We start from the raw sequence: 12,762 nt of genomic DNA, 5'->3' as shown, positions 1-12,762 counted from the left end.
CATGTCGCTCGATATCCCCACCAGCGCAACCGAACTCACCCCGGAGTGGCTGACCGCGCTGCTGCGGTCGCACGGCCACGACGTGACCGTCGAGGGTGTCGCGTCGACACCGGTGGGTTCCGGCCAGATGGCGGGCAGCTACCGGCTGGCGCTGCGCTACCGCGACGCTACCGCGCTGCCGTCCACGATGGTCGCCAAGCTCGCCACCGGTTCGGCGGATCAGCGCAGTTTCGGCAGCGGCGCGTTCCGCAACGAGGTGCGGTTCTACCGCAACCTCGCCGCCACGGTGCGGGTACCGCTGCCGCGCTGCTACGGCTCGGCGCTGTCGGACTCGGGCGCCGAATTCGTGCTGCTGCTCGATGATCTCGCGCCCGCCACGCAGGGCGATCAGATCGCCGGTTGCGGCGTCGACCAGGCGCGGACCATCGCCGTCGCGGCGGCGGGCCTGCACGGACCGCGCTGGTGCGACGACACCCTGTTCGCCGAGCCGGGCCTGGCGCTGCCGATGCAAGCGGATCGCGAACTGATGGATTCGGTGCTCGCCCCGATGACCGACGCCTTCCGGGACCGCTTCGCCGACCGGTTGAGCGCGCTGGAACTGGCCGCCCTCGACTGGCTCGTGGCGACGGCCGGGGACTGGCTGGTCACCCCGGTGCGGCACTTCGCGCTACTGCACGGCGATCTGCGCGTGGACAATGTGATGTTCGGGCCCGACGGGTCGGTGACGTTTATCGACTGGCAGGCCATCACACCCGGACAACCGTTGCGCGACATCGGCTTTCTGCTCGCCACCAGCCTGCCCATCGCGGACCGCCGCGCGCACGAACGCGCGATCGTCGCCGACTACCACGCCGCGCTGCTGCGGCACGGCGTCACGGATTACTCCCTCGAACAGTGCTGGCACGACTACACCACCGAGCTGATCCAGGCCCCGCTGATCATCGTCTTCGGTTGCGGCGCGGCGCAATCCACCGAACGCGGGGACCGGATGTTCCACACCATGCTCACCCGCAGCGCCGCCGCGATCGACGATCTGGCCCCCGGCGGGCTGCGCTGACCGGGCGGCGGTCAGCGTCCGGGATCGGTTCGCAGCGCGGGCATCACGAAGCGGCGCACCTGGCGCAGCACGGCGGCGGGGTCGTCCGCGTCCACCGTCTCGCCGGGCATGGTGCCCAGGCTGATCAGCACCCGCGCCACCCATTCCGACACCTCGCGGGGATCGTGATCGCGATGGATCTCGCCCCGGCGGACCGCCGCTTCGACATAGGGCAGCCAGAACGCCCCGAGATCCGGGACCAGCCCCGACACCCCCGCGCCGGCGCACGCGGCGAATTCCTCCGGCTCGGTGACGCGCAGCCGCAGGGGCAGGGCGCCCGGGTCCTCGTAGGCGTGGCGGCCGATGCGCACCCCCGCCACGAGCTGTTCGGTGAAGGTCTCGAAGGTGTCGAGCTGGGCGCGCGCGTCGTTCCAGAACGAGTCGCTCAGCCGGACGATCGCCGCGCCCAGCAGCGCCGACTTGTCCGGGAAGTGCCGGTACAGCCAGGCCCGCGACACCCCCGCTTCCTCGGCGACCTCGATGACGGTGGTGGCGCGAATCCCCTTGCGCGCCAGCAACGTCTGGGCGGCGTCGAGCAGCCGGTCCACCACCTGCGTAGTCGGTGCCTCGGTCACACGCCCCGCTCTCCCTCGAAGGTCCATCGCCACCGGTTCCGCGAAAACCATAGCAACCTATGGACAGATCTGAGATTCTGTCCATCAGTAGACATAATTCTCAAACTGTCTACACCCTCGGAAGGGACCGACGATGTATCTACCGCGGACGGCCGTCATCGGCGCCGGCATCAGCGGGCTGACGGCCGGCAAGATGCTCGCCGACTACGGCGTGCCCTACGTCTGCTTCGAATCGTCCGACCGGGTCGGCGGCAACTGGGCATTCGGCAATCCGAACGGCCACAGCAGCGCCTACCGGTCGCTGCATATCGACACCTCCAAGCATCAGTTGTCGTTCCGGGACTTCCCGATGCCGGCGGATTATCCGGACTTCCCGCACCACACGCAGATCAAGCGGTATCTCGACGACTATTGCGCTGCTTTCGATCTCGCGTCGGCGATCGAGTTCCGCAACGGCGTCACCGCGGCGCGGCGGCTGCCCGGGGGCGGCTGGGAACTCGAGACCGAGCGCGGCGAGTCGCGCCGGTTCGATCTGCTGGTGGTGGCCAACGGGCACCACTGGGACCCGCGCTACCCCGACTTCCCGGGCGAGTTCACCGGCGAGACGCTGCACGCGCACCACTACATCGATCCCCGCACCCCGCTGGACTTCCGGGACCAGCGCATCCTGGTGGTGGGCCTGGGTAACAGCGCGGCCGACATCGCGGTGGAGCTGTCGTCGAAGGCGCTGGGCAACCGGCTCACGCTGTCGACCCGTTCGGGCGCCTGGATCGTGCCGAAGTACATCGCCGGGCGTCCGGCCGACAAGTATTTCCGCACCTTCCCGTATATCCCGGCGTCGTGGCAGCGCAAGGTGGTCCAATGGGGCCAGCCGCTGACGGCGGGAAGGCCGGAGAACTACGGGCTGCCGACGCCCAATCACAAGTTCTTCGAGGCGCATCCGACCCAATCGGTGGAACTGCCGTTGCGGCTGGGTTCCGGCGACGTGCTGCCCAAACCGGATATCGCCCGGCTCGACGGCCGCACCGTACATTTCCGGGACGGCAGCAGCGACGACTTCGACGTGATCATCTACGCCACCGGCTACAACATCACCTTCCCGTTCTTCGATCCCGAGTTCATCAGCGCCCCGGGCAACCGGATCGACCTGTACAAGCGAATGTTCCTGCCGGGCCTCGAGGATCTGGTGTTCGCCGGATTCGCGCAGGCGACGCCGACACTGTTCCCGTTCGTGGAATGCCAGGCCCGGCTTGTCGGCGCCTACGCGGTCGGCCGCTACCGGCTGCCCGCCGAGGCCGAGATGCGCCGGGTGATCGTGACCGACCAGCAGCGCTACACCGGGCACATGCTCGACCGCCCGCGGCACACCCAGCAGGTGGACTACTTCCTCTACGAGCACGACATGCGCGTGCGCGAGCTACCGGAAGGAGCCCGCCGGGCCGCGAGCGCGGGCCCGCCGCGCTGGTCGCGGGTGGGGGAGCGGCCGATCGGGCAGGAGGTGGTCCGATGACCGCGGACCATCGGCGCGTCCGTTTCGACTCGCACGGAACCGACTGTGACGCTTGGTTTTTCGATCCGGGCGCGGGCGGGCCGCTGGAACGGTCCGGGCGCTGCCCCGTCGTGGTGATGGCGCACGGTTTCGGCGGCACCAAGGATTCCGGGCTGATGCCGTTCGCGCACGCGCTGCGCGAGCTGGGACTGGCCGTCTTCGCCTTCGACTACCGGGGTTTCGGCGCATCCGGCGGACAGCCGCGGCAGCGGGTGTCGATGGCGGCGCAACTGGCGGACTACCGCGCCGCGATCGAGGCGGCCGGGCGGCAACCGGGCGTGGACCCCGGGCGCGTGGTGCTGTGGGGTGTGTCGATGTCGGGCGGCCACGCGCTGACCCTGGCCCCGGACCGGTCCGACGTGTGCGCGGTCATCGCGATGGTCCCGTTGGTCTCGGGACCCGCTGCCGGGGTGCTGGCCTGGAAAGAGCTGGGAGCCAAGGCGATTGCCGGTTCTACCGTCACTGCCGTGCGCAGCGCGCTGTCCGCCCGGCTGGGCCGCGAGCCCGTGACCATGCCACTGGTCGGCAACCCCGGGGACCGCGCCGCGCTGACCGCCGACGGCTACCGGGAGAACTATCTCGCCCTGGCGGGACCGACCTGGCGCAACGAGGTGGACGCCGCGGCCGCCCTGGAACTCGGCGGCTATCGGGTCGGCAGGCACGCCGGTCGCATCTCGGCCCCCGTGCTGGTGCAGATCGCCGATTTCGATCGGGTGGCGCCGCCGCACGCCGCGGCGAAGGTGGCGTTCAAGGCGCGCGCGGAGGTCCGGCACTATCCCGGCGACCACTTCGATCTCTTTCCGGACCGGCCGTGCTTCGCCGCGGCGGTCGAGCACCAGACCCGTTTCCTCCGAAGGCATCTCGCCGACACCCGATGAGGACGCGCCCCTACTTCGTCGGCAGCGCGTTCTGCAGGCCGCCGACGTCGGTGATCTTCCAGCCGTCGTTGCGGTCGATGGTGAGCGAGTAGGTGACGGTGGTCTGCGCGCCGTCGGGCGTCTGCGCGCTGGTCGAATTCACGTTGAGGTAGGCGTTGACCTTGTAGATGCCGCCCGATTCGGAGGTCACGGCCGCCGACAGCGGCGTCGCCTTCGAGGTCCATTGCAGCGGCAGCAGGATCTGCTCCAATTGCGGTGCGGTGGCGTCGAATTTGGCGGAGAGCTGCGGTGTGGTCCCGGCCTGCAGCCGGGTGATCCAGCCCTTGACGTCGTGGAAGTCGATGGTGGACGCACCGACCGCGTAGTCGGTGGCGATCTGCTCGGCGCGGCGGTCGTCGGCGGCGCGGGCGTCGCGGTCGGCGAGGGTGGACCGCGCCGACCAGTAGAGTCCCGCGAACACCACCGTGGCGATGAGGAGCCCGGCGATCGCCGCGGTGAGCAGGACCGTCGACAGCCGGATCGAGAGCGTGCGTGGTTGCGGCGCGGACGGTTCGGGCCGGTCCTCCGGCGTGGTGCGGGTGGTGTCTTCGTCTGTTGCTGTGGTCATGCTCTGTCCCTATTTGACGTTGATTCGGAAACGTACCGTCCCGTCGGTGTCGACGCTGGAGAGCGCCTGATCGATCAAGGTGCTGATATCGATGTGGGATGTGCGGTGGACCGCGTCGGCGACCACGGGCTGCAGGACCGGACCCAGCGGGGCGATGCTCGGGCCGATCTTGTTCAGCAGCGCGGTGGTGTTGTCGAGGAAGGGCACCACCCCGTCGCCGGTGAAGTACACCGACGTCGGTCGGGCATCGACCAGCCCCGACCCCTGCTCGACGATCCGGTTCAGGTAGCGGCCGAACTCGCCGAATTCGGGACCGGCCGCGGCGAGCGAGGGCCCGAGCCAGTCGATGTCGCCGCCCATCGCCTGGATATCGCTGAACAGCCGGCGGATGGTGGGTGTGCGGCTGAGCAGGGTGGTGGCCAGCAGCGTGGTCGACCGTTGCAGGGTCTGCATCGTGGTATCCGTGCCGGACAGCGCGCGGCCGAAGGTGTCGACCAGGCGGCCCATCACCTCCGGATGAATCTGGTTCATGAGTTCGACCAGCCGCGACGACAGCGCCGTGATCGTCATCGGCGTGCGGATCCGGTCGGTCGGCACGGTCTGGCCGTTCTCCAGGTACGGTCCGCCGCCGTCGGCCGGCTCGAATTCGATGTAGGGCTCGCCGAGCGCGGACAACTGTTCGATGACGACATCGCTGGCGACCGGAATCCGGTACCGGTCATCGATCTCGAGCCGCACGAGCACACCGGTGGCCTGTTTGCGCACCTCCTTCGTGAGGCCGACCTGCACGCCGCGCAGCAGCACCGGGGCATTCGGCCCGAGCCCGCCCGAATCGGCGAGCCGCATCTCGGCCGTGATGTGCGAGCGGCGCGGATCCAGGTGCAGCACACCGACCGTCATGTAGGTGATGCCGAGGATCAGCACCGCCGCGATCGCCGAAAGTGACACGGCCGCACGGATATTCATCGCACCACTCCGATCATGCGGAGGCTGTCGACGATGCGGCCGGTCTGTTCCTGCGGGTTCAGTTCCACCAGGTCGACCTTCGGTCCGTGGTCGGCGAACGGAATGATCTTGGTGTTGATCAGGTCGAGCAGCTTTTTCATGTTCGACGGCGAACCGGTGTCGAAGGGGTGGTTGCCGAACAGCATGGGCACCACGGCGCGGGCGGTGCCGTCGACCGACTGCAGCAGCGGGCCCAGCCAGGCGGAGGCGGGCCCGATCGGGCCGAGCGCGGTCAGCACGAGAATGACGCCGATCTGGGCATTCACCGACGCGGTGGTCTGCTCGACGCCGTAGGGGGTGAGCAGTTCGTCGAAATACGGTGTGTTGGCGGCCAATCCGTCGGTCACGGTGGCCTGCAGGCCGTCCAGGACATGGTCGACGGAGTCGAGGTCGGCTCCCAGGCCGGTGAGGTCGGCGCCGAGCGTGGCCGCGATCCGGGTGGTGTCGCGGGGGTCCTTCGGGAGGATGCCGTTCATCTTGCGGACGATGTCCTGCACATCGGTGACGGCGCCGCTGCCGACGAAGGTGGACAGTCCGGCCAGGATGTCCTCGATGGGCGGTGACTGGGTGGTGTCGGCGAGCGGGATGGTCGCGCCCGGTCGCAGCCGGTCCGCCGCGGGAGCGGCCGGTTCGGTGAGAGCGATGTGCACGTCGCCGAGCGGAGTCTCCTGGCGCAGTTCGGCAGTGGTGCCGATCGGTAGCCGCACCGAGTCGCGGATGTCGACATCGGCGACCACGTACCCCTTGTGCCGGGCCGGGTCTGGGTCCACGACGGTGACTCCGCGCAGCTGTCCCACCCGGACACCATCGGCGATGACCTTGGCGCCCTGCGGAAGATTGAGCACATCGGCGAACTCGATGCGCAGACGGTAGGTCGGGCCGTCGACGCCGACCCCCGGCACCGGGACGTCGGCGGGCTGGACATCGCAGCCCGCGGCGGCCAGCGCCACCGCGAGACCGAACGCCGCCCGGGCGATCAGGCGCCTCATCGGGCACTCACCCCCGCCAGCAGCGCGGGCAGGGCGGGCACGGCGACCGTGCCGTTCTCCGTTGCGGCGCAACGCTGTCCGGTGACGGCCTGTACGGCGGTACAGACCCGGTCGGCATCGTGTTGCGGCAGAGCGAGTTTCGGCGGCGCGTAGCCGATCGTCAGGCGGCCGCTGACCGGGTCCACGGCACCGGCGAAGCCCGTGGCGACGGCCGGGATCATGCGGATGAGATCGGTGAGGGAGCCGACCCCGGCCGCGAGCAGCTGGGGCAGACCGGGAGTGGCGTCGAGCGCGCGCACCGCCGGGGTACCGAACATCATGAACACGTCGTTGAGCTGCGGGAGCACGTCGGCGAGGGCCGCGACGATCTCCACGACCGGCGGGAACGCGAGGACGTTGATGTCGTTGAAGGCCTGCGGCAGCCGAATCACCGTGTCCTTCACCTGTGCCCAGCCGCCGACGGCGCGGTGCGCGAGTTCGCTGAGGGCGTCGAGCAACTGCCCGATGTGCCCGATGGCGGCGTCGGGCGCGGCGAGCGCCTTGCCGAGCTGCTGGATGACGGCGTTGAGTTGATCCCCGGTGCCCGCGGTCGCGCGGTCGACCGCGTCGAGTCCGGCGCCGAATGCGTTGTGCTGCGCGGGATCTCCCGCGCCGTTGAGTTTGTCGGCGAGCCCGGCGAGGGCGTCGAAGGTTTCCGAAAGGCTCTTGGGCGTCAGGGTTCTGGTGATGCAGGCGCCGGGATCCCAGCCCGGCCCGGCGGGTTCGGCGCCGATGAGCGCCAGATTCCGGTCGGCGATCAGGTTCTCGCTCACGGTCACCGCCCCGACATCGGGCGGGAGTTTGCGGTCGGATCGCACGGTGAACCCGACGCGGGTCCGGGCGCCGTCGGGCCGGATATCGGTGACCTCGCCGACCTGCACGCCCATGACGGTGACGGCGCTGCCCTCGTACAGGCCGATGCTGTCGGGCAGCTCCGCGCAGTAGGCGCGCGAGCCGGGGCCGGATCGGGTCAGTTGCAGAGCCGTCGCGGCCGCCGCGACGAGGACGATCACCACCGCCGCCGACATCAGCCCCCGCGAGCCGAGAATCTTCGCGAGCATCAACAACCTCCGCCCGGAACGGGAACGCAGACGGCCGGCAGCGCGATCGTCGCCGCGGACTGGTCGACGGTCACGCCGCCGCCACCGGGCAGCAGGGGCAGCAGCCGCTGCTCCAGATCGCGCACGGCATCGAGCAGTGTGCCCAGGCGGGCGCCGAGTTCCTGGAGCTTCGGGATCGCCTCGTCGGCGAGTGGCTGGGCCCGCTCCTTCAGCTTCGTGTCCCACGCGCGGCCCAAGGGGGACAGGCCGTGCAGGACCGTCCCCAGGTCGTCCAGCGCCTCCGAGATCTCCGTCTTGTTGTTGCGGATGACATCCTCCATGCCCGCCAGCGCGGTGATCAGGCGCACCAGCACGTCGGCGTTCTCGCGCAGAGCCGTCAGATATTCGTCGGCCAGCGCGAGCGTGCGCGAGATGTCGGCGTTCTGCCGGTCCATGATCCCGGTCAGGTCACCGACCGCCCGGAGCGCCGCGCGGAAGGAATCCGGGCCGCCGTCGACCGCGGTGGACAGCGAGGAGAGTGTCTCGCGGAGCACGTTGCCGTCGATGTCCCGGACCGGTTGCACGGCATCCTGGAAGACCTGAGTGAGGTTGTACGGCAGCGTGACTCGTTCCCGCGGGATGATCGCCGAGCCCAGCGGCCGGGTGCCCGCGGGCTGCACGGCGAGGTAGTAGCCGCCGACCACGGTCAGCATGCGGATGCCGAGCGCGGTCTGATCCCCGACGAAGACCTTGTCATCGACCGTGAACTTCATCCGGACCCGATCCGGCAGCAGCGTCAGCGATTTCACCTTGCCGACCGGAATCCCCGCGACCCGCACGTCGTCGCCGGTCCGGATCGAACCGGCCTGCGCCAAATCGGCGGAATACTCCCGCTCGGGGGTGGTGCCGGTGACGTAGACCGCGCCGATCGCGATGATCAGCAGCACTGCGGAGACCAAACCCGCTATGCCCCAACGTAGTTCGGTGCCGCGTGGATCAACGGCCCGGCCCTTGCCTCGGAGCGCCGCGCGCAGGGAAGCGAAACTCACCTGTTGCATAGCGTGATCCTCTGTCCGGAGATGAGCAGTTGCAGCGGCTCGGGCGCCGCGGCGGTGCCGCGCGAACAGGTGAGCGCGGCGTCGGGGCCGCTGGGCGGGACCGCCGCCGCCATCGTCTGGAGCAGGCCGGGCAGCCGCCCGAATACCACCGCGGCCTCGTGCGGATCGGGAATCGCGTTCTGCAACAAGGCATCCAGGTCCTGACCGCGGTCACCGCTCACGCCCAGGGTGGCCAGCGTGCTCCGGAGCGGTTTCAAGATCGGCGGGATGGTGCGTGAGAACTGGACCAGTCCCGGGAGCTTGTCGGTGATGTTGACGAACAGGTTGGTCAGATTCGCCATCAACTCCATGGTGTTGCCCGACTTGCCGCCGAGGTGATCGGAGATGGTGGCGAGGTTCGACACCAGCGTCGACACCACCGCCTGGCGGTCCGAGACGTGGCGGCTCAGCTTGTCGACGGCGTCCAGCGCCGGGCCCAGGCCCGTGCCGTCGCCCTGGATGACCGCGAGCATGCTGGTCGCGAATTGATTGATCTCGGCGGGGGACAGCTCGGCCAGCACCGGCTGCAAGCCCTTGAACAGGGTGGTGATGTCGAAAGCCGGGATGGTGTCGGCGATCTCGAAGACGGTCTTCGGATCGCGATGGCGCTCGGGTCGTTCGGGCTGCTGGATGTCCAGATAGCGGAAGCCGGTGAGGTTTTGGTATCGGATGGCGACCTTGCCGCCGTCGAACAGGGGATGGTCGCGGGTCACGGTGAAGTGCACGCGAGCGAGCGCTCCGGCCAGCTCGACATCGCGGACCTTGCCGACCTGGACGCCGTAGAGGCGCACGTCGTCGCCGGTGCGAAGGCCGTTGGCGTCGGTGAACATCGCCGTGTAGGTGTCGGTGTCGCCCCGGACCGGCCGTTCGATCACCCGCAGCACCCCGATCAGCACGACGATCGTGAGCGCCGCGGCCACGGCGAGGCGGAGTAGCAGGGATCGGCTCGTCATCGCTGTCCTCCGCCGAGGGCCGCCGACAGTGGCGCGGAAAGCCCTGGTATGGAATCGGATTCGACGCCGGCGTGCAGTACCGGGCCCGTGGGCGAATCGTGGAACGCCGTGTCGAGCCGGTCGAGCAGTTCGCTCAGCTGTCCCGCGGAACGGTCCGGTGTGCTGACCGACGCGGACAGCCGATCGAGAATCAGCGGGGCGATGGGCAGCAACTCACCGAAGTACCCCCGAGCGGTGCTGAGCGTTCGAGTCGCCGCGGGCAGCAACAGGTTCTGCACGTTGGTCCACAGGTTGCCGTACCGGGTCAGGTTGTCCGGATTCGTGAGGTAGGCGTTGGTCAGGTCGCCGTAGAGCAGGGTGATCGCGCCGGTCAGCATGGGCGGCAGGCCGGTCAGCACCGAGCCGTACCGGTCGAACAGCAGCGACGCCGGCAACTGCCGCGTCTCGGTGTACGAACGGATCGTCGTGCCCATCGCCTGCAGCAGCGGGGTGAAGGCGGTGAGGTCCTGTGAGGTCTTGTGCAGCAGTTCGGACAGCTGCGGGGTGAGGACGTCGTTGGTGAGCTGTCCGGTCGAGCGCAGCAGCGCCGAAAGCGTGGCGTCCTGCACGCGGTCGGCGTTGCGGCCGGTCAGGTCGACCGTGGACCCGTCGGCCAGGATCGCCCCGCCGCCACGCGAATGTAGTTGCACCGCACTGATTCCGAAGAGATTGCCGGGTGCGTAGTCGACGGTCAGCGTGTCGGACAGGCCGAACAGCTGCGACCGCAGCAGCCCCAATTCGACGCGCTGGCGGCCCGGCGCCGCGGTGTCGATCGAGGTGACCGACCCGATCCGCACGCCGTCGAGCCGGACATCGGTGCCCGGTTCGATGCCCTCGCCGACGTGGCCGGTGAGCAGCGCGACCCGGATCTCGTCGGCCGGCCGGCGGTCCGGCTGCACGCGCCAGCCGACGAGGAGGGCCAGCGCCAGCAGCACGGCGCAGGCGCCGAGGACGCGGGCGCGGCGCGGTCCGACCTCGGTGCCGGGCAGGATGTAGGGAGGCATGCGGTCACCCGGTGAACGTGATGGGGGACTGGAAGCCCCACAGGACGATGGTGGCGAACATGTCGAGCGCGATGATCGACACCAGGCTGGCGCGGATCGCGCGGCCGGAACCGATGCCGACGCCCTCGGGGCCGCCCGTCGCGAAATAGCCCTGGTAGCAATGGATCAGCACGACGGCGATGGCGAAGATCATCACCTTGACCGTCGCGGCGATCACGTCCCAGCCCAGCACGAACTGGTCGAAGTAGTGGTCGTAGGTGCCGGTGGGGGTGCCGTGGATGGTCGTCACGATCACCTCGCAGGACAGGTAGCTGAGGATCAGCGCCACCACGAAAGCCGGTGCGACCGCGACGATTCCGGCGACGACCCGGGTCGTCACGACGAACGGCACCGACCGGATGCCGAGCGATTCGAGGGCGTCGATCTCCTCGGAGATGCGCATGGAGCCGATCTCGGCCGTCATCCGGCACCCGGCCTGCGCGGCGAATCCCACCCCCGCCGCGATCGGCGCCAGTTCCCGGGTGACGCCGAAGGCCGAGATGAGGCCGCTGAGCTGTCCGAGCGAGAGCAGATTGAGCGCGCTGTAGGCCTCGATGCCGATGGACGCGCCCATCGCCGCGCCCAGCAGCAGCATCAGCGGCACCACCCCGCCGCCGATGATGACCGAGCCGCGGCCCCAGGTCATGTCGGTGATCACCGTGATCGTCTCGCGCCGGTAGCGCCGCAGCGTGTAGGGCAGCGAAGCGAAGACCTGCCAGCCGAACCCGATCGCGAAGCCGATCGACTCGATCGGGCCCAGCGGATGTATCCGGCCGCGCAACCGGTTGACCCACCGGAGCCCGGCCGGCAGGTACGGCGTCGCGGTCATCACGCCATCCTCACCGGGATGAACATGGTGACCACCTGCGTGATCGCGGTGTTGAGGACGGTGACGGCGGCGATCGACATGACGACCGCGGCGTTGACCCCGTCGGCCACGCCGCGCGGGCCACCCTTGGCCTCGAGCCCGCGCTGGCAGGCGATGACGACGACCAGGAAGCCGAACACGAACGACTTGAGCACCGCCACCCAGAGATCGATCGGAGTGGTGAACGAGCCGAACGAATCCCAGTAGCTGCCCGGGGTCACATCCAGCGCGGTGACCGCGACCGCGAATCCGGAGGCGATGCCGACGACGATGATCAGGCTGGTGAGCATCGGCGCCACCAGCATCATGGCGGCGATGCGCGGAACCACCAGGCGCTGCACCGGATCGACGCCCATGACCCGCATGGCGTCGACCTCCTCCCGGATGGTGCGGGCGCCGAGGTCGGCCGCGATGGCCGCCGAGCCCGCGCCGCCCAGCAGCATCGCGGCCGCCATCGGCGCCCCCTGCTTGATCACCCCCAGCCCGCCGGCCGCGCCGATCATCGAATCCGCGCCGAGCTGCGACACGATATTGCCGACCTGGGCCGAGACGATGACGCCGAACGGGATGGCCATCAGAATGCTGGGGATCGCGGTGACCTTGATCAGAAACCAGGCCTGCGCGAGCGTCTCGTGGACCTGGAAGCGCAGCCGCACCACGTCCAGCACGCCGATGCGCAGTGCCTGCGCGCCCATGTGGATCGCCCGTCCGAGCGTGGCGAGGCTGGACAGCACCGTCTCGGAGAAATTGCGGCGGAGTGCCGTGCGAATGGCCAGGTCTGTCGTCGACACCGAACCTCCTTGTTCGACGAAAGTGCCGCATTACGCGGGCCGATTGTTCAGAGTTCGGCACCGCTTATTCTTCGTCTGCCGAGGCTGGGTGCGCTATTACTGATGCGTTCGGGACCGAGAATCGGATGGTGGTCGCTTGTTAAGCAACTTAACAGGCAAGGTACACTCGGCGTTCCGGGCTGTCAACGACTTC

The 12,762-nt window shown here is 69.2% G+C and carries 13 protein-coding genes; 3 read left to right on the top strand and 10 right to left on the bottom strand.

Features of this window, described 5'->3' with window-relative positions; all coding sequences use genetic code 11:
* The first annotated feature begins 1 nt into the window (after nucleotide 1).
* The gene (locus QH470_RS37010; RefSeq protein WP_425302851.1) at nucleotides 2-1,057 is read left to right on the top strand and encodes a phosphotransferase family protein; all 1,056 of its coding nucleotides are present in this window, start codon (nucleotides 2-4) and stop codon (nucleotides 1,055-1,057) included.
* Nucleotides 1,058-1,068: 11 nt separating this feature from the next.
* Here the strand turns inward: QH470_RS37010 and QH470_RS37005 are convergent, their stop codons facing one another.
* Complete coding sequence (locus QH470_RS37005; RefSeq protein WP_280277048.1) at nucleotides 1,069-1,671, bottom strand: TetR/AcrR family transcriptional regulator; 603 nt, start codon at nucleotides 1,669-1,671, stop codon at nucleotides 1,069-1,071.
* Between the two features lie 133 nt (nucleotides 1,672-1,804).
* Between QH470_RS37005 and QH470_RS37000 the strand changes: the two genes are divergently transcribed.
* Together QH470_RS37000 and QH470_RS36995 are read left to right on the top strand one after the other, a co-directional pair.
* Nucleotides 1,805-3,181 carry a flavin-containing monooxygenase gene (locus tag QH470_RS37000; protein ID WP_280277047.1) on the top strand — a complete coding sequence of 459 codons (1,377 nt, stop codon included), beginning with the start codon at nucleotides 1,805-1,807 and terminating at the stop codon, nucleotides 3,179-3,181.
* A complete protein-coding gene (locus QH470_RS36995) occupies nucleotides 3,178-4,098 on the top strand; it encodes an alpha/beta hydrolase (RefSeq protein ID WP_280277046.1) in 921 nt (306 codons plus the stop codon). Before QH470_RS37000 ends, QH470_RS36995 begins: the two co-directional genes overlap by 4 nt.
* Before the next feature lie 10 nt (nucleotides 4,099-4,108).
* On the opposite strand, the gene QH470_RS36990 is transcribed toward QH470_RS36995, so the two are convergent.
* Genes QH470_RS36990 through QH470_RS36950 form a run of 9 tightly spaced genes read right to left on the bottom strand, consistent with a single transcriptional unit; the run spans nucleotide 4,109 to nucleotide 12,569 of the window.
* Nucleotides 4,109-4,705, bottom strand: coding sequence for a hypothetical protein (locus tag QH470_RS36990; protein WP_280277045.1), 597 nt, complete (start codon nucleotides 4,703-4,705; stop codon nucleotides 4,109-4,111).
* Nucleotides 4,706-4,714: 9 nt separating this feature from the next.
* The gene (locus tag QH470_RS36985) at nucleotides 4,715-5,671 is read right to left on the bottom strand and encodes an MlaD family protein (RefSeq protein WP_280277044.1); all 957 of its coding nucleotides are present in this window, start codon (nucleotides 5,669-5,671) and stop codon (nucleotides 4,715-4,717) included.
* A complete protein-coding gene (locus tag QH470_RS36980; protein ID WP_280277043.1) occupies nucleotides 5,668-6,699 on the bottom strand; it encodes an MlaD family protein in 1,032 nt (343 codons plus the stop codon). The genes QH470_RS36985 and QH470_RS36980 overlap by 4 nt, the downstream gene beginning before the upstream one ends.
* A complete protein-coding gene (locus tag QH470_RS36975; protein ID WP_280277042.1) occupies nucleotides 6,696-7,799 on the bottom strand; it encodes an MlaD family protein in 1,104 nt (367 codons plus the stop codon). Before QH470_RS36975 ends, QH470_RS36980 begins: the two co-directional genes overlap by 4 nt.
* Entirely contained in the window at nucleotides 7,799-8,836 is a 1,038-nt protein-coding gene (locus QH470_RS36970) for an MlaD family protein (protein ID WP_280277041.1), read from the bottom strand. Before QH470_RS36970 ends, QH470_RS36975 begins: the two co-directional genes overlap by 1 nt.
* Complete coding sequence (locus QH470_RS36965; RefSeq protein ID WP_280277040.1) at nucleotides 8,824-9,828, bottom strand: MlaD family protein; 1,005 nt, start codon at nucleotides 9,826-9,828, stop codon at nucleotides 8,824-8,826. Before QH470_RS36965 ends, QH470_RS36970 begins: the two co-directional genes overlap by 13 nt.
* Nucleotides 9,825-10,871 carry an MlaD family protein gene (locus QH470_RS36960; RefSeq protein WP_280277039.1) on the bottom strand — a complete coding sequence of 349 codons (1,047 nt, stop codon included), beginning with the start codon at nucleotides 10,869-10,871 and terminating at the stop codon, nucleotides 9,825-9,827. Before QH470_RS36960 ends, QH470_RS36965 begins: the two co-directional genes overlap by 4 nt.
* 4 nt (nucleotides 10,872-10,875) lie before the next feature.
* Nucleotides 10,876-11,739, bottom strand: a complete 864-nt coding sequence (locus QH470_RS36955; protein ID WP_280277038.1) for an MlaE family ABC transporter permease — start codon at nucleotides 11,737-11,739, stop codon at nucleotides 10,876-10,878.
* Nucleotides 11,739-12,569: an MlaE family ABC transporter permease gene (locus tag QH470_RS36950; RefSeq protein ID WP_280277037.1), complete on the bottom strand. Its 831-nt coding sequence runs from the start codon at nucleotides 12,567-12,569 to the stop codon at nucleotides 11,739-11,741. The genes QH470_RS36955 and QH470_RS36950 overlap by 1 nt, the downstream gene beginning before the upstream one ends.
* Nucleotides 12,570-12,762 lie beyond the last annotated feature (193 nt).

Source organism: Nocardia wallacei (assembly GCF_029868745.1).
In the GTDB taxonomy this organism is placed as follows: domain Bacteria; phylum Actinomycetota; class Actinomycetes; order Mycobacteriales; family Mycobacteriaceae; genus Nocardia; species Nocardia wallacei_B.
Note: the sequence above shows the minus strand (reverse complement) of the source record. Positions and strands in the feature narration are given on the sequence as shown.

What these genes read in the sequence shown, in the direction of transcription:
- QH470_RS36980 (WP_280277043.1), bottom strand. Translation starts at nt 6,699, where the DNA reads ATGAGGCGCCTGATCGCCCGGGCGGCGTTCGGTCTCGCGGTGGCGCTG.
- QH470_RS37000 (WP_280277047.1), top strand. Translation starts at nt 1,805, where the DNA reads ATGTATCTACCGCGGACGGCCGTCATCGGCGCCGGCATCAGCGGGCTG.
- QH470_RS37010 (WP_425302851.1), top strand. Translation starts at nt 2, where the DNA reads ATGTCGCTCGATATCCCCACCAGCGCAACCGAACTCACCCCGGAGTGG.
- QH470_RS36995 (WP_280277046.1), top strand. Translation starts at nt 3,178, where the DNA reads ATGACCGCGGACCATCGGCGCGTCCGTTTCGACTCGCACGGAACCGAC.
- QH470_RS36960 (WP_280277039.1), bottom strand. Translation starts at nt 10,871, where the DNA reads ATGCCTCCCTACATCCTGCCCGGCACCGAGGTCGGACCGCGCCGCGCC.
- QH470_RS36965 (WP_280277040.1), bottom strand. Translation starts at nt 9,828, where the DNA reads ATGACGAGCCGATCCCTGCTACTCCGCCTCGCCGTGGCCGCGGCGCTC.
- QH470_RS36975 (WP_280277042.1), bottom strand. Translation starts at nt 7,799, where the DNA reads ATGCTCGCGAAGATTCTCGGCTCGCGGGGGCTGATGTCGGCGGCGGTG.
- QH470_RS36985 (WP_280277044.1), bottom strand. Translation starts at nt 5,671, where the DNA reads ATGAATATCCGTGCGGCCGTGTCACTTTCGGCGATCGCGGCGGTGCTG.
- QH470_RS36970 (WP_280277041.1), bottom strand. Translation starts at nt 8,836, where the DNA reads ATGCAACAGGTGAGTTTCGCTTCCCTGCGCGCGGCGCTCCGAGGCAAG.
- QH470_RS36955 (WP_280277038.1), bottom strand. Translation starts at nt 11,739, where the DNA reads ATGACCGCGACGCCGTACCTGCCGGCCGGGCTCCGGTGGGTCAACCGG.
- QH470_RS36990 (WP_280277045.1), bottom strand. Translation starts at nt 4,705, where the DNA reads ATGACCACAGCAACAGACGAAGACACCACCCGCACCACGCCGGAGGAC.